Genomic DNA, 19,000 nt, shown 5'->3' with positions numbered 1-19,000 from the left:
TTTCCCAACCTTTTTATTCCTCTACGCTTTCAGTATATAAAATTTTATTCCAATAAATTTGTTTTTCTCCAGCATCATCAAAAAACATATGTTCCAATCCAAGTTTCGCAAATCTATCTGGAGTGTTTTCAACTTTAGAGTTGACTGCAGGAGGGGATATCCTTCGCTTTGGAGAACCTGCTGCTCTATATTTTTCTTTACTTGGTTTAGCATCATCCGACAAACCGGTAATATTCACATATCGAACTTTATATTCACTATGTTCAGTACTATTCTGGCACCATTCGCAAGGGCATGGGCAAGACTTTCTATTTCCGTTTGACGAGAAAACCTTAATTACAGTATCACAGTACTTTAAAAATGCTTCTCCCCCCTTCAACTGACTTACAATATCACGCCTCTTGCGTTTCCCCCCTTTCAGTTCAATAACGCAAACGACAGAATTAGATGGATCAACAATCATATAGTCGGGGCGTTTCGCTTGGGAGTGACAACTACCGAAAATGGAAGTAACATTAAAATTATTATCTATGTCAATCAAATATGCCCCTTTAGGAATCCCAATAATACGAAGAGTATAGCCAGAATGATTTCCGTTCTCCGGCTCACCCACCACAAAACCATCTCGTGGGTCGGTTAGAAAATTAACTACTTTACCATTAAAAAGATTTTCAAAAAGTTTAATCATCCAACCCCCCAATAGATATAATCTTCCAACCTATTCATATCATCTATTACGCTATTAAAGGAGTCCATCTTTATTCCATATTCACTAACTTCAACCCTGGAGAGGGTATTCACTTTTTGCCTTCTTAACCTTTTAGGCGCAGGTTCTTTGGGGACAAAAATGCTAGCAGGCCCTGTCACATAAACATTCATTTCATCGTATTTTATCAACATAGATTCATCATACTCTGAAATAATATCTGGATTATTAGCATTCGCCTCTTCCCATACAGACTTCATGCGAATTAGATAATTCAATTCTCGAATAATATACTCACTATGAGTTGTAATAAGAATATTAATTCCTGCTCGGGAAATCATTGCCAAAAGACGGGCCATCAGACGTTGATTCCGGGGATGTAGATTCAATTCAGGCTCATCAATTATCAACAAATCTCCCTTGCGGGCATAATAACGGAGATAGAACCACAAATCAACCAAAGCCCTAACCGAGCTAGAAACTTCGTCAAGACTAAAGCGACTATTTCGCTTTTTTGATTTAACTCCTCCCTTTGATAAAAAGTAACCAATAGATGAACTTGAATATCGATATTCGCCTTCACTAATATTCAAGAAATATTCAAGGATATTTTTATGATTTTGATAAATGTAGCTATCCTTCTTAATAACGGTTTTAATCCTCGTCATAAAGTCGATATTAGACTGAATCGCAGAAGGATATTCAAAATCATACTGCGGATCAACAGAAATCTCCTCACTAAACAAGGAGTCACGCATAGCCCTATTTCTACTATCACCGCGATTTTTCATCTTAGACACTATTGACGAAACAAAATTCTGGCGAGCAACCATCAATCCCTCTCGGAACGTGACAATTCCTGTCCTTTCAGCGCTTGATATATATGGCCGAGGAAACACAGATTTTAGGATAAGCCTTATAAGCGCAAACGATATCCCATCATCAATTCTCCTAATTTTTTCAGAACTGAAGGTAGATAAAGCCAAAAGACCATTACTTGCCATGTCTTTCAGTTTGAAGTACACACACAATTCACCTTCTTTTTTCTCGGCGGAGATAGCCACATTCTCCCAATCATCTCCATCTTCCGATGGGACAGGAATATTTACATCCAGAACCCATTGTGATTCACATATTTTCTGAATATCCGATTCATCCAAATGGATTCGCAAATAACTATCGGTAAATTTAGCACCTTCAGCAGCAAATATAGCATCTAAACTTCGCGAGTATACATTACACAACCCATCCAAAAATTCCTGCAACAAAGAAACATCTCCCGAAGATGGATTAACATACTCCCCCAAATCAACCTTCGATTCTCTCGTCTTCAAAAGATCTTTCAGATTAATTGATTTAACATTAAATCCACTATGAGATGCAAAAGGGTCAAAAATCCCTTCCCAGCCACTTAGAAATCCAAACAAACTATATGTAACATATGTTTTACCAGTATTATTCAAGCCACATATAATATTGAATGTTTCGAGAGAGTATTCAGCATACCGGACTGGCCCCATATTATGAATACAATATTTCACGATATCCTCCTGAATAAAATAAAAACCCAATGGAACTATTTAGAATAACTAAAAATTATCTTATCCCATAAATTTGGAACCTCCTTGTCCGGGGGGGGGTGTAAAACTTCAGTAAATATATGATACCTTCAAATTCTCTCATCACCTCATCAGGTAGTTTATCTTTTCGGCTTCTCTAGACAGAGATTCCATAGCCCAGCTAGGGGTCACCTGAGCTAATTGATGGCCATCTTCCACAGCTTACATACAGACGTTCACGTTGCTTCCGAACAGGTTATATAGCAGAAGAAAGAACCGTTTCTTGCTTATCCACAGCCGCGTGACCACCAGACGCGCGCCTGTTGCCCCGCTGGGTTAGTCTTATAGCATGACCTGGATGAACGGCCTGCGCGCCACTTTTGATCTTGAAACCACCGGTGTGGACGTCACCACCGCCCGCATCGTGACTGCTTCCCTGATCCTGCTGGACCCTCAGGGTAACGTGGTGCGCCGTGGCGAGTGGCTGGCTGACCCCGGCGTTGAGATCCCTGCCGGTGCCGCCGCCGTGCACGGTATTACAACTGAGTACGCGCGTGAGCACGGCCGTCCCGCCCGCGAAGTGGTGTGGGAGCTTGCCGGCGCGATTGGTGCGCTGAACCTGGACGGCGTGCCGATTATTGCGTTCAATGCAGCCTACGATTTTTCGGTGCTGCACCACGAGATGCTGCGCCACAATATTGCCAACGGTGAACTGCCGCCGGGTGTAGTGCTCGACCCGTACGTTCTGCATAAGCACGTGATTCCGCGTAAGCGCGGCAAGCGCACCCTGGAGGTTCTCGCCGCCGAGTACGGTGTCTCCCTGGAAAACGCGCACACTTCCGCTGATGACGCCCTTGCGGCGGAGCGTCTGTTGGTGAAGCTGACCGAACAGTTCCCCGAGGTCCTCAACGTGGATGCGCGCCAGCTGCACGAGCAGCAGATTCAGTGGGCGGCGGAACAGGCGGCAAGCTTCCAGGCGTGGTTGCGTACGCAGCCGGGTAAGGAATCTGAGGTCATTGACGGCCGCTGGCCGGTGCGCCGCTAAACTCACTCTCGTTCCTCCCCTCCCGCTCCCCAACCGCCCACCATATCTCTCCTTTACTGACGGGCTGACACTATCCCCGCCGGGGCTTCTCCCCTATGCTAGAAGGTGACCGCACCTGCAACGAATAGCACGTGAATAGCACGACCCGGAAGGCCTCTCATGGATGATCAGCCCCGCACTACCGAGCCGTACCCTGACACTAATACGCGCAGTATCTATCTGGGGTCTACCCGCCTGGCGCATGAGCATTTGGTGGCGCAGTCTCAGGTGGTGCTCCGCCTGGGCCGCATCCTGATGAAGTCGGGTGCGAGCGCCTACCGTATTAAGGCGTCGATGGCGCGCCTGGCGAAGGCTGTGGGGTTGAAGGAGCATCACGCGCAGGTGACCTTCACCGAGATTTCGACGTCTTCGTACACGGACGGTAATTTCCGTACTGAGGTGGCTGAGCAGCGCACGATGGGCATTAACGCTCATAAGCTGGATCAGTTGGGTAAGTTCATTTCTGAGCTTCCCGAGAAGATTACCCCGGCTGAGGCGAACGCCGAGCTGGACCGTATAGATTCGGCGAAGCCGCTGTACACCCCGTGGATGCTGGCGTTGGCGTCGGCTGTTGCGTGTGCCGGGTTCGCGTTTCTGAACCGTGGCGGTCTGGTAGAGTGCTCGGTCGTGTTCTTGGCGGCGGGTGCCGGCCAGTATTTGCGTTCGACTCTGCTCAAGCGCGGGGTGAGCCACATGGCGACGTGGATGGCGTGTGGTTTCCTGGCGGCGGGCCTGTACATTGCGGTTGTTAATGTGCTGGTTGCGGCGGGTTGGGTTAGCCCGAACCATATGATTGGTTTTATTTCGTCGGTGCTGTTCTTGGTGCCGGGTTTCCCCATGGTGACGGGCATGCTCGACATTTCTCGTATGGACTTTTTGGCGGGTATTTCGCGTCTGACGTATGTGGGTTTGCTGCTGATTAGTGCGTCGTTTGCGGTGTGGCTGTTGGGTTCGCTGTTCCATTTGCCGTTGGCTACTCCGGCGCCTCTTACTCTGGATCCGACCCTGGATTTGCTTCTGCAGGTGCTTTCTTCGGGTGTTGCGGCGGCTGGCTTCGCGATGCTTTTTGCCGCCTCCCCGGTGGCGTGCGTGTGGGGTGGCGTGATTGCTGCGGTGGCGAACCCCGCCCGTATTCACATGGTGGAGGCGGGTATGCCCGCGCATATGGCGGCGACGATTGCCGTGTTTGGTGTGGGTATTTTGGCTGAGATTGTGGCGCCGCTGCATCAGCGTAAGTACACGCGTATTTCCCTGTCGGTTCCGGCGGTGGTGACGATGGTTCCGGGTGTGCTGTTCTACCGTTCCATGTCGCATTTTGCGAGCGGTGACATGTATTCGGCGGCGACCGGTTTTGTGCAGTCCCTACTGATTTTCATGGCGCTGGGTATGGGCTTGGCGTTTGTGCGTCTGCTCTTTGATAAGAACTGGCTGTTTGATCAGGACACTCAGGTGTTGAACCGTCTGGACACCGACCGGCACCTGCGGTAGCCGCCTTATTCTTCTTTCTGTTACCTAACTTGTCTGTTGTGTTTTATCGTCACCTTTCGGTACGTTCAGGTGCTTGTCACCTGCGGTTCATCTATAGCGCCTATGATGGTTAGGTACGGGACGCTCATAGCGTGCAGGCTCCGTTGCCTGGTGCGCATCGTCCCCTGTAATTCTTTAGTTCGCCGTCTCTGTTGAAAGGCACCGATACGATGACTCCTTCCTCTACCCACCCGCTGCACCACGAAGCCAGCGAGAAGCTGTTTGAGCGTTCTCGCGCGGTGATTCCCGGCGGTGTGAATTCCCCGGTGCGTGCTTTCAATTCTGTGGGCGGCACCCCTGCGTTTGCGGCGAAGGCTAAGGGCGCGTACCTGTACGATGCGGACGGCAACGAGTACGTTGACCTGGTCTGCTCGTGGGGCCCGTCGATTCTGGGTCACGCGCATCCGCAGGTGGTTGAGGCGGTTCAGCAGGCGGCTGAGCGCGGCCTGTCCTTTGGTGCGGCGAGCGCGCCGGAGGCTGAGCTGGCTGAGCTGGTGGTCAACCGTATTAACGCGGCGATTCCCGGTGCGATTGATCAGGTGCGTATGGTGTCCACCGGTACTGAGGCGACCATGACTGCGATTCGTCTGGCGCGTGGTGTGACCGGTCGCGACAAGATTATTAAGTTCGCGGGCTGCTACCACGGTCACGTGGATGCGCTGCTTTCCGAGGCTGGTTCGGGAGTGGCTACCCTGGCGCTGCCGGGTTCTGCTGGCGTGACTGCCGCAACCGCCGCGGAGACCATCGTTCTGCCCTATAACGACCTGGACGCTGTGCGTGAGGCGTTCGCGAACCATGAGGGTCAGATTGCCGCAATTATTACTGAGGCGGCGCCCTGCAACATGGGTGTGGTGACCCCCGAGCCCGGTTTCAACCGTGGCCTGCACGAGATTGCTCACGCGAACGGTGCGCTCGTCATTTTTGATGAGGTGCTGACCGGTTTCCGTGTGTCTTCGGCTGGTTACTGGGGTTACGCTGCTCCCGAGGATGGCGGCTGGGTTCCCGATATTTTCACGTTCGGTAAGGTCATTGGTGGCGGTATGCCCATCGCGGCGCTGGCCGGTAAGCGTGAGGTCATGGAGCACCTGGCGCCGGTCGGCCCCGTCTACCAGGCTGGTACCCTCTCCGGTAACCCGCTGTCCGTCGCGGCGGGTATTACGACCCTGACCCTGGCTGATGCCGCCGTCTACGCGTACCTGGATTCGCGTAGCGCCCAGCTGCAGCAGGCTCTGACCGAGGCGTTCAACGCCGCCGGTGTGGACCACTCCATCCAGAGCGCCGGTAACCTCTTCTCGGTGGCGTTTGGTACCTCCGAGGCGGGCGTGCACAACTACGCCGACATCAAGGCATCGGCAACCAGCCGCTACAACGCGTTCTTCCACTCCATGCTCGAATCCGGCGTGTACCTGCCGCCGAGCGCATTCGAGGCGTGGTTCGTTTCTGCCGCCCACGACGATGAGGCGATGGACCGTATCATCTCGGCTCTTCCGGCTGCCGCCGCTGCTGCCGCATCCGCGTAGGGGTTTGAGAGACGTAAGGAGGTGAGCCGCTCATGGATTTGAGCGCTCTGGGCCTGCCCATGGAGCAGCTACGCGACGTGTGGCTGATCGCCTTCATGGTGTACCTGGGCTTGTGCCTGCTGGTGGATATCGCCTACCCGGTGCCCATCAAGAAGGAGAAGGCAGCCGACCTGTACCTTGAGGTGTCCGGCTCGCCTGTTGATGAGGCACGCCGCGCCACCGCGGAACGTACCGCGATGGGTGCGCCGCTGAGCTCTTCCCGTAAGGGTAGCGCCACGAAGAAGGCAAAGAAGAAGCTGGATTCTATTGAGGGCGCCGGCGTGTTTAGCGGCTGGTTCCACACGGTCATGTACCTGTGGGGCTGGATTGTGGCGGTCTCCATCTTCACCCTGTACTGGGATATCGTGTACGACGGCATCCTGTTGCCGGCGCTGCTTCTGCCGTTCCTCATGGTGTATTGCGGTGCCCGTTGGGGTCGCCGTCACTGGCGTGAAGCACGCGGTTACAGCAAGGACGACCGTGTGCTGGGCATGCCGCGCATCTACTCGGCGACGCTGGGTAAGCTGAGCGCACCGTTCCGTGTGCGCGGCACCGTGCCGGGTGTGGAGCCGATTCGTGAGGACCGCACCGTCTACTGGGGGCTCAACGTTATTGCGTTCCTGCTCGCCGCTGTCTTCTTGACGTCGCTAGCGGGCTGGAGCATCGACGAGGATTGGGAAGCGATCTATATCGGTCACGCTTCCTGGTTCTTGGCGGCGGCGTACATTCCGCTGATTCTCATGCTGCTGATGTACAACCGCGATTACGTGGTGTACAACCCGGATTCGTTCCAGGCTGGGCGTCTGCTCCTTCCGGCGAAAGCCCGCCCCTACTCTGAGATTCGCGCGTTCCGTGTGTACCCGAAGAACCCGGACGCTATCAAACTGAACCCGAAGGACGCGAGCCAGTGGCGGCTGGAGATTCTGCTTCCCGGCGGCCGCAAGCACAACTATGCGCTCAATAATCACCAGATTGATTGTTTGGTGGCGCAGATTGCATTCAAGATTGAGCAGGAACGCTGGGCGCAGCTGGATTCGCCGGCGGACCGTGAAATGTTGGCGAAGTACTTCGTGGACGGCCGCGTCATCTGCACGACCATGGGTTACAAGCCTGCCGGTAAGCATGCGGAGGAGGCGGCACGCCGCGCATCCTTCCAGAAGGCGCAGTACAAGTAAGCGACTTTTATACCGCTCTTATACCGCGAGAAGCCACATGTGTTTCGAGAAGCCACATAAGACGTGGCTTTTCGAAACACATGTGGCTTCTGAGCATCACAGACACACCATCACCGATACCCCGTAGAGAGAGACACTGTAGAGAGGACAATTCATGGACCTTGCAGCCCTGGGCCTGCCCATGGAGCAGGTGCGCAACGTATGGCTGGTGGCGTTCTTCATCTACCTGGCGTGCTGCCTGCTGGTGGAGGTCGCCTACCCGACGCTTATTGGCGCCTCGCGAGCGCGCGAGGTCTACACCTCGGTGATGGGTTCGCCCGTCGAGGATGTGAAGGAGGCAATTACAGAGCTCGCGGATGCTGGCACTTACCTCACCTCCGAGCAGGAAGAAGCGGCATTCCGCAGGGCTGAAGCCCAGTTGGAAAGCGTTAAGGGCTCGAACGCCATTATGGATTTCGGGCATATCCTCGTGTACGGCTGGGCGTGTGTCATCGTCTATTCGACGTTCGTTCTGTACTGGGATATGACGTACGACGGGATCCTAATTCCGGGGCTGCTTCTGCCGTTCCTCATGGTGTATTGGGCGGCGCGTTGGGGTCGCCGCGGTTGGCGCGTCGCACGCGGTTTCAGCCCCAATGAACGTCATCTGGGCATGCCCACTATTTACACCAGGACGCTGGGTCGGCTCAGTGCCCCGTTCCGCGGCACGGTCGCCATGCCCAGTAGTGAGCCCATCCAAGTTGATTGGAAGGGGCAGGGAATCTTCCTCTTTGTGGCTCTTCCTGTCGGTGGTTTCTTCTTGCTCTGCTACCTTCATTCGCTCGCGAACACTGAGCTGCTCGGTTATGAGCCCACCTACATTGGTAAGACGTCAATAGCGTTTCTTATTGTCTATGCGCTAGCCATTCCGTACCTGTGGTGTACGGTGCGTTCGTACTATCGGTTCACGCCGACCGTGGTGAAGCGTGGGCGTATTTTCCGTTCGCCCAGGGTCTACCAGTACTCCGATATTGACCGGTTCAAGGTTTATCCCTGGTACACGGGCGATCCCGAGGATATAGACCCTGATGAGCAGATGCCCAGTGATTGGCGTCTTGCCGTCACCTTCTCTACCGGTTCCCTGGAGACTTTTGGCTTCGGGGATTACCGTATCGATTGTTTGGTGGCGCATATTGCGTTCAATTTGGAGCAGGAACGCTGGGCGGATGTGGATTCCCCGGCGGACCGCGAGAAGTTGCCCCTGTATTTTGTGGAGGGGCGCGCTATTTGCCTCACGCTGGGTTACAAGCCGGCGAATGAGCTGACGAAGAAGGCGGCGCGTATCGCCTCCTTCCGGGCAGTGAATTAGCGGCCAATTAGCATAAACGGCGAAAAGCCACATTTCATCACCGATACCCGTAGAGAGGACAACTCATGGAGCTAAGCACTCCACCAATGCTGGAGGAGGTTCCTCCCCGAGCCAGACGAGTCTGGAAAAGAAATAACTTCTATGCTGAAACCCACTTTGTGTTGTTTCTGGCTTTCTGCGTTTTCTTCTACGCGCTCATTGGCTGGAGCGTTCTGGGCGTTACTCCGATGTCCCGCCGTGACGCATCCATCATGTTGGGGATTGTTGCTGCTATAACCTTTGCGACTCGCTGGTATTGCAGGAGGCGCTACCTGCTGTTCAACCCCGATTCGTTCTACATTGGGCGGCTTTTCCTGCCCGCGAAGAAGTACAGTTACCCCGATATTGAGGAGTTCTGCGTCTTCCCGAAGAACCCCGAACAGATCAAGTCGACCTTCTACGAACCGTCACAATGGCAGATAGAAATCAAGGTGCCGTCCAGAATCCCGCCGAACCTCGCTCAGCACATACCGTGGCTGCGCAGGCACATTGTGGCGGTACACGATGAACGCGTCGTCTGCCTGACCTCCCAGGTTGCGTTCTACCTGGAGCAGGAACGCTGGGCGGACCTGCGTTCCCCCGCCGACCGTGAGAAGCTCGCGGAGTACTTCACCAACGGCAACGTTGTGTGTACCTCCCTCGGGTACAAGCCAGCCAGTAAAGAAATTAATAGGTAAACTCATAATCCATCAGAATAGATACTAAAATGAATGCAGGCGGGCTAATTTATCAGAATATAAATTAGCTCGCCTGCCATTTACACAAAATAAATTTATATCGTTAAGTCAAATGGTAAATCTGATATATCTCGAAGCCTCGAACCCTTAACAAGAGTATCCATCATGTCTTGAGCCTCGGAATTCCCTGATTTTTTAACTGCTTCCTCAAGCTCATGAAGAGCAAAGTGATATATCATATCTATATCACCTGTCCCCAAAGCCAATGAAGCAATTCGTGCAGGGCTAGGTTCACCTGTAACTACCATAATATGGGGAGTCCTACCCTTGCGGTTTCTAATTATATTAAGAGCTTCTGAACGTGCATTCTGAGCTCGATCAGAACGCAATGTCCATTTGCACGATATAACAGCATGAACAATATTATTTGAATTAATAGATTTTCTAATCGGAGTAAATTTCGCAATCTCAGATGATTTTGAAATAATATCATTTTCCGAATTAATATACTCATCCGATTCCGGCTCACGTAACACCAATATATCCGGCGATATATCATAACTATTACCAATCGCAGAACGCAATGAGAGATTTTCTTTAATAGCCTTTGACAAGTCAGCCAGATGAGTGTACGGAAGATATTCAGCTATATGATAATTCTTCCTAGAGCTACCAACATTATCAAAATGCCACTTTCCAGGTCGTAGCATGTGCAGTTGAGTCATTGTACTCTCAACATAAGAGGCAACATGCTCTTCAAATAGCTTACCAACCGTCTGACCTTTTAGTTTAGAAGACATTTCATTAGCCTCTAGAGTACAAGCAATTGATTTCGCAATCTCAACTGATGATTTTTGCGAACGGTCTGCATTCGAAGCAATTCCATGAGGATCGAGTGAAAGAACTCCAGATTCAACTAGGCCTCTATGAAATGCTTCTCTAGCCTGGTCCATATACGACATCTACTTATTTTTCCCTTTCTTAACTTTGTCAGTTTCACGCAAAACTTTGATGATTTGTTTGCCGACGGCTTCAGCAACAGGCGGCGGAAAAGCGTTCCCAACTTGACGGTACGCGTTAGTTTTTGCGCCCGTTATCTTCCAGTCATCTGGAAAACCCTGGATTCTTGCAGCCATGGGAACAGTCAGACGAGGAAGACCTTCAAATTCAGATTCGGGAGGGTCATATGCGAGCGTACTTCCGTTCACTCCCAGCTCTGCCCATGCCCGTCTAGCTCGTGTGGGTCCCAAATCAGGACCCCCGTGCTTCTTAGATCCACCGACCAAAGTAGGAGCTATAGAGTTTGCTTTTTCAACCCATTCATCTAGCCCTTTCCAACCGTTCGCCCCCATCAGCTCTTTCAGGGATTCCCCAACAGACAACGGTGGCGTCTTATGCGGCTCAGGAAATGTAAAGACACCTACTTCATCATTTCGAATTCCGACAATAACAACTCGGGGACGAAGCTGCGGGACGCCATAGTCTGAAGCATTCAGGAGTTTCCAATGCAACGTGTACCCCAGGTTATCAAATTCCTGATTTAAATTTTCTCGATAGTATTCAAATTTACTATCTAGTAGTCCTTTGACATTCTCTATCATCACGGCTCGAGGACGCACGATGGAAACTAGCTTAAGCATCGCGGGGAATAGATCACGTTCATCTTCATGTCCTAATTGTTTTCCTGCAACAGAGAAAGGAGGACAGGGAACCCCACCGGCTACTAAATCAGCCCCCATATATTGCAATGAATAGGATGAAATCCATTCATTCAGGTCTTCCTCATATACGTCCCACTGAGGGCGGTTTTCCCGAAGGGTCATACAGGCATGACGGTCAATCTCTACCGCTGCCAGATGCCTAAAACCTGCTCGCTCAAGCCCAAGAGCTTGACCTCCTGCACCTGCGCATACTTCAATCGATGTATACATGCTGATGGTATCCTTCCAATTTCTAGCCGTTGGCTCATAGACATCCTACAGCACAGCTTTACTTAGGGCTTTCGAGGTAGTCGTCCTATACCCTTGTTTGAGTATTAGTCTCGGCTATATAGTTTGCTAAAGGCTAATAAAGCCACATGCTGTTCGTACAGCATGTGGCTTCTCAGCGTCTAGAAGGAGGGGTTAGGCGTCCAGCTCGCGCAGCCAGCCTGCCGCCTCTGTACCGTAATAGGTCAGGATGACGTCCGCACCGGCGCGGTGAATCGAACGCAGCGACTCCAACACCACAGCCTTACGGTCAATCCAGCCGTTCGCCGCAGCCGCCTCAATCATCGCGTACTCACCCGACACCTGATACGCCGCCACCGGCACCGGGGAAAACTCCGCCACCTCACGCACAATATCCAGGTAGCTACAGGCAGGCTTCACCATCACCATATCCGCGCCCTCCTCCAGGTCAGCGCGCACCTCCAGCAGCGACTCGCGGCGGTTCGCCGGATCCTGCTGATACGTCTTACGGTCACCCGTGAAGCTGGACTCCACCGCGTCACGGAACGGACCAAAGAACGCCGAAGCGTACTTCGCCGAATACGCCAGAATCGACACATCCTCAAAGCCAGCCTCATCCAGGGCTGCGCGCATCGCCGCAATCTGGCCATCCATCATGCCCGACGGGGACACCGTATGCGCACCCGCACGCGCCTGCGAAACCGCCATCTTGCAGTACAGCTCCACAGTCTGATCGTTATCCACTACGGGCGTGCCGTGACCGTTATCAACCAGCACGCCGCAGTGGCCGTGGCTCGTGAACTCATCCAGGCACGTATCAGCCATAACCACCAGGTCATCGCCGAACTCCTCACGGCACACCGCAATCGCACGGTTCAGGATGCCCTGCGGATCCCAGGCGGTCGAACCGACCTCGTCCTTATCCTCATCGCGAGGAATGCCGAACAGGTCGATGCAGCGGATGCCCGCCTCGTACGCCTCACGCACGGCGGGGATGATGCTCTCCAGGGTGTGCTGGTACTGGCCGGGCATCGAACGAATCGGCTGCGGCTCAGTGATGCCGTCGCGAACGAAGAACACCTGAATCAGCTGCGCGGGGCGCAGGGTGGTTTCAGCGACGAGGGAGCGCATGGCTGCGGTGGTGCGCAGGCGGCGCGGGCGGCGGGTGAGGTTCATGATCTCTCCTGAAAACTCGATAAAAATATGTGGTCTTAGATGTGTCTTAATGAGGCCTAGATGAGGGATGCGCCTAAATCAAGGATGCGGCGGCGCGCGCCAAATCCTGCGGGGAGGGCGAATCGGCCTGCACATAACGCAGGTTCAGGGCGCGGCATGCGGAGGCGGTACTCGCCCCAATCGCCACCACCGGCGGCACGGACTCAGGCGACACGGATTCAGGCAGCACCGATTCTGGCGCTAGCGCGGGTGCGCCGTCCAGCAGGGCGTGCAGGCGGGAGGGGGCGGTCACCACCAGCACATCCGGCGCGGATGCATCTATGGTGTTCCCCTGCACGAGCGCGCGGGCGGCGCTGAGGCTCAGCTCGCCGGGCACCACCTGCTCGGCGGGCACCATGTCGTAGAGCACGCAGCGGCTGCTGTCCCAACCCAGGTTTTTGAGGCCTTCGCGCAGGGCCGGGCGGGCGTTGGAGCCTTCCAGAACCAGCACGGCGGCGGCACCGGCTACAGGCTGTTCGAACTCTGCGAGCATACCGGCGGCGCTCTGCACCTGCGGCTGAAAATCCGTGCCCAACCCCAGCTGGGTGTGCACTGCGCGGGCGGTTGCCGCACCCACGCAGGCGATGCGCACTCCCCCACTCGCGCAGGCGCGGGCGAACTGGTCACCCCACAGCTCGGCGCAGGCGCGAACCGTGTTGGCGCTCGTAAAGCTCACCCACGCGTACTGACCGGAGGCGAGCGCCTCCAGCGCGGCGACGTGGTCTTCGCCCGGTTCGACGGTGCGTGCCTGCTGTAGCGGGGCGAAAAGTACCCGGCACTCCCCCAACCCGTTCTGTGCGCATTCCTCGGCGAGGGCGCGGGCAAAGGCGGCGCCCTGGGCGGCGGAGCGGGTCAGCAGAACCGTGCGCGGGGTTTCAGAAGGCGGGGCATCAACCTGCGGGGCATCAGCCAGCCGAGGTTCAGAACACGAGGCAGACATGATGCCTACTTCAGATCCAATCCGGCCAGTGCGGCGGCGCCCATCTGCAGCAGGTCTTCCGCCACGCGCACGCCCAGGCGTTCGGCGCCGGGCACATCCAGTTCGGCGGTTGCCGAGGTGTGGCGCAGCATGTCGGTGCCGTCCGGGGAGGCCACCACAACGTTGAGCACCAGGTCGCCCTCAACCACCTGCGCGTACGCACCGATGGGGGCGGCGCATCCGGCTTCGAGGCGGCGCAGCAGGGCACGTTCGGCGCTGACGGCAAGGCGGGTTTCGTAGTGGTTTGCGGCGAGCAGGGCACAGCCCAGGGCACGGACCGGGCGTGCCACCTCGGGGTCGGTGAGCGCGGCGGGGTCCGGGTTCTCGAACTCGCTTTCACGCACTTCCAGGGCAAGCGCACCCTGGCCGGGGGCGGGCAGCATGCGGGTGGGATCCATGTACTCGGTAATGAGTTCTTCCTTGCCCAGGCGCTTCAGACCGGAGACGGCGAGCACCACGGCGTCGCAGTCACCGCTGCGTTCGGTGCCTACACCGTGGTCGGCTCGTTCGGAAGTTTCGGTGTTCTGGCGGAGCACGACCTGTTTGCCGGCGTGCTCTTCGAGGCCCTTCACGCGGCCGATGCGGGTGCCCACGTTACCGCGAATGTCCACGATTTCAAGGTCGGGGCGCAGTGCACGTAGCTGGGCGGCGCGGCGGGGTGAGCCAGTGCCCACGCGGGAGCCGGTGGGCAGGGTGTCGAGGGTCAGGCCGTCGCGTGCTACGAGGGCGTCGCGGGGGTCTTCACGTTTGAGGGTTGCGGCGATGACCAGGCCCGGGCAGGGCGCGGAGGGCAGGTCCTTGAGGGAGTGTACTGCCATGTCCACGCGGTTTTCTTCGGAGGCGTTCTCACCGTCGAGCAGACGCTGGCGCAGTGCCGCCGCGAATACGCCGGTGCCGCCGAGGGTCGCCAGGGGTCCGGTGAGCACGTCACCTTCGGTCTTGACGGTGCGCAGGGTGAAGTCCACGACCTCGGCATCTGCGGCGCCGTGGTGTGCCTGGTGTTCGGTGTAGAGGGAGGTGACGGTTTCAGCAGCAATACGACTTTGGGTCAGGGCGAGAGCAGACCCGCGGGTGCCCAAGATGTACTCGTGATGGCTCATATCTCTCCTTATCGGTGATGTGTGTGATAGCCCGTAGGCACGTGCGCTCCGACCCGCCCGCGCACCCCGTTTAGGGGGTGTTGGGGCGAGCCGGAGCTACAGGGGTGGTGTTAGTGGGAGCAACATCCGCCGGAGCCGCAGCCACCGGAGCGGCGGGCTGAGGTTTCAGCAGTGGTTGCGGCAGAGGCGGCATCCTCAGAAACGGCGGGCGCGTATTCTGCAACCACCGGCTTCGGCGCGCCGCGACCGGGCTTGCAGCAGTCAGGTTCGCACTCGTCGAACCAGCCGTACTGACCGCTCGCGCTCGGGGCGAGGACGCTCTCACGTTCGGGGCGCAGGTCGGCAGAAACGCCGTTCTCCACGCGCTCCTCAATCAGGCGGCGCAGCGATTCCACGTACGCCGGATGCGTGCCGGGGGTGGGGGTGCGCACAGCGACCACGCCCAGGCGCTCGCAGGTGTCTAGCGCCTCGGTGTCCAGGTCCCACTTGACTTCCATGTGGTCGGAGACAAACCCGAGGGGCACCAGCACGACGCCTTCCACGGGGGCTTCGCCATCCTCCGACGGGTTGGCGGGGGTGGGTAGCGCCTCCAGGGCGTCGTTGACGTCCGGTTCGAGCCACGGCATGGACGGCGGGCCGGAACGGGACTGATACACCAGCTCCCATTCGACGTTCTGCAGAAGCTGCGGAGCCTCATCGCGAACCAGCGAAAGCACGGCGCGAGCGACCTGCAGGTGCTTCTCCACGTAGGCGGAACCGCCCTCGTAGTTCACGCCGCGCGGGCCTGCCTCATTCGCTGCGGAGGTCGGCACCGAGTGGGTGCAGAACATGATGCGCAGGCGCGGGTTCGACGAGCCGCTATCGCGTGCGGCAAGCTGCTCACGCACCGTGGCGAGCCCGTCCTTCAGCCCGTCAGCGAAAGCGCGGGAGAAGCCGGGCACGTCAAAGAACTGACGGATCTTACCCACGTGCACGCGACCTTCCAGGCCGAGCTGCTCAATCGCCACGCCGTAGTCTTCACGGTACTGGCGGCAGCTTGAGTAGCCGGGGTAGGCGCTGGTCGCCAGCACGAGCACGTTGCGGTGGCCGTTCTCGTAGGCTTCGGCGAGTACGTCCTTCACGTAGGGCTTCCAGTTGCGGTTCGCCCAGGTGATCGGGATGTGCGGGCCGCGTTCGGCGAGCGCCTGCTGCAACGCGGCGAGCAGGGCACGGTTCTGCTCGTTAATGGGCGAGACGCCACCGTTGGCGCGGTAGTGGGTGGCGACCTCTTCGAGGCGCTCATCCGGAATACCGCGGCCGGCGGTTACGTTGCGCAGGAACGGGATGACGTCATCCTGCCCCTCGGGGCCACCGAAGGAGGAGAGAATCACCAGGTCGTAGGGGCGTGCCTCTTCGGCACGGTCACGGGTGATGCTGCGTTCGCTTCGGTAGTCACCGAGGGTCTGCTCGTTGAGCGCGGCGGGGCCGTTGGAGGCGGTGTTCGCCGGGTCGGTGCGGTTGGGTACCACGTTGTCCGGCAGGAGCGTGCCGTTGAGGGTTACGCCGTTGTGCGGCTGATGGCTCACGCCAGAACCTCTGCTACTTCGTCTGCGCCGATGCGGCGGCCGGTGTAGAAGGGGGTTTCTTCGCGTACGTGCAGGCGTGCTTCGGTGTTGCGGAAGTGGCGCATCATGTCGACGAGGTCAACGAGCTGGGGTGCTTCGAGGGCGAGGACCCACTCGTAGTCGTTCATGCCGAAGGTTGCGACGGTGTTTGCCAGAATCTGCGGGAAGTCGATTGCCTTCATGCCGTGGTTCTTGAGCATTTCTGCGCGGCGTTCGGGGTTCATGTAGTACCAGTCGTAGGAGCGTACGAAGGGGTAGACGCAGACCCATGCTTCGGGTGCCTTGCCGCGTGCGTAGGCGGGTGCGTGGTTGCGGGTGAATTCTGCTTCGCGGTGTACGCCCATGGTGGACCAGACGATGGTGGTGCCTGCGAAGAGTGCGGTGCGGCGGATCTTGCGGACTGCTGCCTGTAGCTTTTCGGGGGTTGCGCCGTGGGTCCAGATCATGACGTCTGCGTTGTCGCGCATTGCGGAGACGTCGTAGATGCCGCGCAGGGTCACGCCGTCTGCTGCGAGCTGCTCGGCGACCTTCTCGAACTCGGCGAGTGCCTCGTCGGTGTTGGATTCTGCGGGGCGTGCGCCGGAGCGTGCGAACACGGTGTAGAGGGCGTAGTGCAGGGTTTCGCCTTCTTCGCGGCCGCGGCGGTTCTCGTCAGCTGCGGAGTGCTGGACTGCGTAGCCCTTGGGTGCGCCGCCGTAGCCGTGGCCGGCGTGGGTGTAGCCGCCCTGACCTGCGCCGTGACCGTGGCCGCCGTGTGCTGCGTGATCGTGAGACATTGTGTGTTCCTTTCTTCAGCGAGGGTTCGCTGTGCTGGAGGCGCGGCTTCCGTAGCCGCGCGTTTTCTCAAATTTTTGGCTTAGTTGTTGGCTGGTTTGGGAGGTTGCGGTGCCGTCTATTTGGCGGTTGCGACCTTCGGGGAGGTGACGCCTTCCCAGTCCTGTGCCGCGTGGTAGATGAGGCGGTCCATCTGCTCGTAGGCGTCTTTGACGGTTACGACCAGGCCGGAGCCTGCCGCCCAGGAGCCGACGGTGCTGAGGGTTCCGAGTTCGCTGGCGCGTTCGCGGAATTCCTTGACTCGGTCGCGGTGGCCGGGGGTGGAGGCGGGCAGTACACCGCGCCAGCGTACGACGTCCGCGTCAACGAGGTTGCTGTGGGTGAGGGCTACATCCATCATGCGGCTTGCGTCGCGCAGGGCGAGGGTGATGAGCTGTTCGTCGGCGAGTGCCACTTCTGAGAAGCGGGCGTCTTCGCCGCCGCGGCCGTAGGAGAGACGCACGACGTGGCGTCCGGGGCCTGCGGCGTCGGCGACCCACTGCCATTTGGCGGTGGCGTGGGTGAGTGCCTTGGCGCGTACGGCGGTGGCTTCTTCGGAGACGAGCAGGCCGGTGCCGCGGGGGTGCTTGTCCAGGGCGGGGGCGTCGACGACGAGGGTGACGAGGGCGACTTCGGGGCCGGGTTCCAGGGCGGGTAGTGCGGTGGAGACGTGCGGGCCGATGAGTCGTGCTACGGTCGGGCCGTCGGTGGCGAGCACCAGGTAGTCGGCGTAGAGGGGGGTGTTTTCGCCGTCGGTGGTGTGGCGCTGGATGATGAACCACTGGCCGGTGGATTCGTCGCGGTCTACGGCGATGACGTCGAATCCGGTGACGATGCGAACGCCGGCGGCGTACAGGTCTTCGACGAGACGTTCAGACAGCTGGTTCATGCCGCCCACGATGCCGGCGACCTGTGAGCCTGCGGGGGCTGCCGAACGGAAAGCGTGCGCTGCGGCGGAGAGGGAACGGTGCTTGCGCAGTGCTGCGCGCAGACCGGGGATGGTGGCGTCCACATCGAGCTTGTCGGGGTGGGTGGAGTACACGCCGGAGACCACGGGGGCGACAAGGTTGTCGAGGACCTTCTGGCCCATGCGGATGCGCACGAGTTCACCGAGGGTCTTTGCGTTCTCGCCGGCGGAGACGGGCAGGAACTTGTCCACCTGGGCGCGGCGCAGACCGTTCTTACCGATGACGGGGATCAGCGACTTGTCGTTGACGTTACCGGGGATGCCCATGATGCCGGTGCTGGGGGTGCGGCGGGCGCCCTGCGGCAGGTACAGCCAGGAGCCGTAGGAGTTGGGGGTGACGATCTGGTCGCCCAGGCCGAGTTCCTTGACGAGGTCGCTGACAATGGGGCTGCGGGTTGCGAAGGATTCCGCGCCGGAGTCCAGGAGCAGTCCGCCAACTTCGTGGGCACCGACGGCACCGCCGAGGTGGTGGCGCTGTTCGAGCAGGGTGACACGCATGCCGGCTGCGGCGAGGCGGCGTGCGGAGATCAGGCCGGAGGGGCCGCCGCCAATAACGATGGCGGTGGGTACCTTCTCGTTACGGCTGTATGCTCGTGCGTTATGGGGCGCGGCGGAGGAGCTGACCTGTGCGGTGCGGTGCGGTGCCTGGTTGGTGTGGCCCATGGTGGTTCTCCTTTGGTCTGTCAGCGGGTCTGCTCG

General features: G+C 57.5%; 16 protein-coding genes. 6 read left to right on the top strand and 10 right to left on the bottom strand.

Going from position 1 to position 19,000, the window contains the following annotated elements; translation table 11 throughout:
* Nucleotides 1–13: 13 nt before the first annotated feature.
* Both QZ822_RS07095 and QZ822_RS07090 read right to left on the bottom strand, forming a co-directional pair.
* A complete protein-coding gene (locus tag QZ822_RS07095) occupies nucleotides 14–688 on the bottom strand; it encodes a hypothetical protein (protein ID WP_294643618.1) in 675 nt (224 codons plus the stop codon).
* The gene (locus tag QZ822_RS07090; protein ID WP_294643617.1) at nucleotides 685–2,247 is read right to left on the bottom strand and encodes an AAA family ATPase; all 1,563 of its coding nucleotides are present in this window, start codon (nucleotides 2,245–2,247) and stop codon (nucleotides 685–687) included. The genes QZ822_RS07095 and QZ822_RS07090 overlap by 4 nt, the downstream gene beginning before the upstream one ends.
* Nucleotides 2,248–2,614: 367 nt before the next feature.
* Between QZ822_RS07090 and QZ822_RS07085 the strand changes: the two genes are divergently transcribed.
* From QZ822_RS07085 to QZ822_RS07060, 6 genes are all read left to right on the top strand, one after another.
* On the top strand, nucleotides 2,615–3,310 hold the full coding sequence (locus tag QZ822_RS07085; protein WP_012903182.1) for a 3'-5' exonuclease: 696 nt from the start codon (nucleotides 2,615–2,617) through the stop codon (nucleotides 3,308–3,310).
* Between the two features lie 159 nt (nucleotides 3,311–3,469).
* The gene (locus QZ822_RS07080) at nucleotides 3,470–4,837 is read left to right on the top strand and encodes a threonine/serine exporter ThrE family protein (RefSeq protein WP_294630641.1); all 1,368 of its coding nucleotides are present in this window, start codon (nucleotides 3,470–3,472) and stop codon (nucleotides 4,835–4,837) included.
* 209 nt (nucleotides 4,838–5,046) lie between these two features.
* Nucleotides 5,047–6,396: a glutamate-1-semialdehyde 2,1-aminomutase gene (gene hemL / locus QZ822_RS07075; RefSeq protein ID WP_294643615.1), complete on the top strand. Its 1,350-nt coding sequence runs from the start codon at nucleotides 5,047–5,049 to the stop codon at nucleotides 6,394–6,396.
* Nucleotides 6,397–6,428: 32 nt separating this feature from the next.
* Complete coding sequence (locus QZ822_RS07070; protein ID WP_294643613.1) at nucleotides 6,429–7,610, top strand: sugar dehydrogenase; 1,182 nt, start codon at nucleotides 6,429–6,431, stop codon at nucleotides 7,608–7,610.
* A gap of 154 nt (nucleotides 7,611–7,764) precedes the next feature.
* A complete protein-coding gene (locus QZ822_RS07065; RefSeq protein WP_294643611.1) occupies nucleotides 7,765–8,958 on the top strand; it encodes a carboxylate transporter in 1,194 nt (397 codons plus the stop codon).
* A 158-nt stretch (nucleotides 8,959–9,116) separates the two neighbouring features.
* Nucleotides 9,117–9,674: a hypothetical protein gene (locus QZ822_RS07060; protein WP_294643609.1), complete on the top strand. Its 558-nt coding sequence runs from the start codon at nucleotides 9,117–9,119 to the stop codon at nucleotides 9,672–9,674.
* 95 nt (nucleotides 9,675–9,769) lie between these two features.
* Here the strand turns inward: QZ822_RS07060 and QZ822_RS07055 are convergent, their stop codons facing one another.
* From QZ822_RS07055 to hemG, 8 genes are all read right to left on the bottom strand, one after another.
* A complete protein-coding gene (locus tag QZ822_RS07055; RefSeq protein WP_294643608.1) occupies nucleotides 9,770–10,627 on the bottom strand; it encodes an NgoMIV family type II restriction endonuclease in 858 nt (285 codons plus the stop codon).
* A gap of 9 nt (nucleotides 10,628–10,636) precedes the next feature.
* A complete protein-coding gene (locus QZ822_RS07050; protein WP_294643607.1) occupies nucleotides 10,637–11,605 on the bottom strand; it encodes a DNA cytosine methyltransferase in 969 nt (322 codons plus the stop codon).
* Between the two features lie 192 nt (nucleotides 11,606–11,797).
* Nucleotides 11,798–12,799, bottom strand: a complete 1,002-nt coding sequence (hemB, locus tag QZ822_RS07045; RefSeq protein ID WP_294643606.1) for a porphobilinogen synthase — start codon at nucleotides 12,797–12,799, stop codon at nucleotides 11,798–11,800.
* 73 nt (nucleotides 12,800–12,872) lie between these two features.
* Nucleotides 12,873–13,778: a uroporphyrinogen-III synthase gene (locus QZ822_RS07040; protein ID WP_294643604.1), complete on the bottom strand. Its 906-nt coding sequence runs from the start codon at nucleotides 13,776–13,778 to the stop codon at nucleotides 12,873–12,875.
* Nucleotides 13,779–13,783: 5 nt separating this feature from the next.
* Entirely contained in the window at nucleotides 13,784–14,917 is a 1,134-nt protein-coding gene (locus tag QZ822_RS07035; RefSeq protein WP_294643603.1) for a hydroxymethylbilane synthase, read from the bottom strand.
* 110 nt (nucleotides 14,918–15,027) lie between these two features.
* Entirely contained in the window at nucleotides 15,028–16,482 is a 1,455-nt protein-coding gene (locus QZ822_RS07030; RefSeq protein ID WP_294643601.1) for a ferrochelatase, read from the bottom strand.
* The gene (gene hemQ / locus QZ822_RS07025) at nucleotides 16,479–17,297 is read right to left on the bottom strand and encodes a hydrogen peroxide-dependent heme synthase (RefSeq protein ID WP_294643598.1); all 819 of its coding nucleotides are present in this window, start codon (nucleotides 17,295–17,297) and stop codon (nucleotides 16,479–16,481) included. Before hemQ ends, QZ822_RS07030 begins: the two co-directional genes overlap by 4 nt.
* 116 nt (nucleotides 17,298–17,413) lie before the next feature.
* On the bottom strand, nucleotides 17,414–18,964 hold the full coding sequence (gene hemG / locus QZ822_RS07020) for a protoporphyrinogen oxidase (protein ID WP_294643595.1): 1,551 nt from the start codon (nucleotides 18,962–18,964) through the stop codon (nucleotides 17,414–17,416).
* Nucleotides 18,965–19,000: the final 36 nt, after the last annotated feature.

It is taken from the genome of uncultured Rothia sp. (assembly GCF_916715725.1).
In the GTDB taxonomy this organism is placed as follows: domain Bacteria; phylum Actinomycetota; class Actinomycetes; order Actinomycetales; family Micrococcaceae; genus Rothia.
This window is presented reverse-complemented; position numbering and strand designations above follow the sequence as displayed.

Excerpts from the sequence above, each read along its gene's own strand:
- QZ822_RS07095 (WP_294643618.1), bottom strand. The coding sequence starts at position 688 with ATGATTAAACTTTTTGAAAATCTTTTTAATGGTAAAGTAGTTAATTTT.
- QZ822_RS07085 (WP_012903182.1), top strand. The coding sequence starts at position 2,615 with ATGACCTGGATGAACGGCCTGCGCGCCACTTTTGATCTTGAAACCACC.
- QZ822_RS07080 (WP_294630641.1), top strand. The coding sequence starts at position 3,470 with ATGGATGATCAGCCCCGCACTACCGAGCCGTACCCTGACACTAATACG.
- hemL (WP_294643615.1), top strand. The coding sequence starts at position 5,047 with ATGACTCCTTCCTCTACCCACCCGCTGCACCACGAAGCCAGCGAGAAG.
- QZ822_RS07070 (WP_294643613.1), top strand. The coding sequence starts at position 6,429 with ATGGATTTGAGCGCTCTGGGCCTGCCCATGGAGCAGCTACGCGACGTG.
- QZ822_RS07065 (WP_294643611.1), top strand. The coding sequence starts at position 7,765 with ATGGACCTTGCAGCCCTGGGCCTGCCCATGGAGCAGGTGCGCAACGTA.
- QZ822_RS07055 (WP_294643608.1), bottom strand. The coding sequence starts at position 10,627 with ATGGACCAGGCTAGAGAAGCATTTCATAGAGGCCTAGTTGAATCTGGA.
- QZ822_RS07050 (WP_294643607.1), bottom strand. The coding sequence starts at position 11,605 with ATGTATACATCGATTGAAGTATGCGCAGGTGCAGGAGGTCAAGCTCTT.
- hemB (WP_294643606.1), bottom strand. The coding sequence starts at position 12,799 with ATGAACCTCACCCGCCGCCCGCGCCGCCTGCGCACCACCGCAGCCATG.
- QZ822_RS07040 (WP_294643604.1), bottom strand. The coding sequence starts at position 13,778 with ATGTCTGCCTCGTGTTCTGAACCTCGGCTGGCTGATGCCCCGCAGGTT.
- QZ822_RS07035 (WP_294643603.1), bottom strand. The coding sequence starts at position 14,917 with ATGAGCCATCACGAGTACATCTTGGGCACCCGCGGGTCTGCTCTCGCC.
- hemQ (WP_294643598.1), bottom strand. The coding sequence starts at position 17,297 with ATGTCTCACGATCACGCAGCACACGGCGGCCACGGTCACGGCGCAGGT.
- hemG (WP_294643595.1), bottom strand. The coding sequence starts at position 18,964 with ATGGGCCACACCAACCAGGCACCGCACCGCACCGCACAGGTCAGCTCC.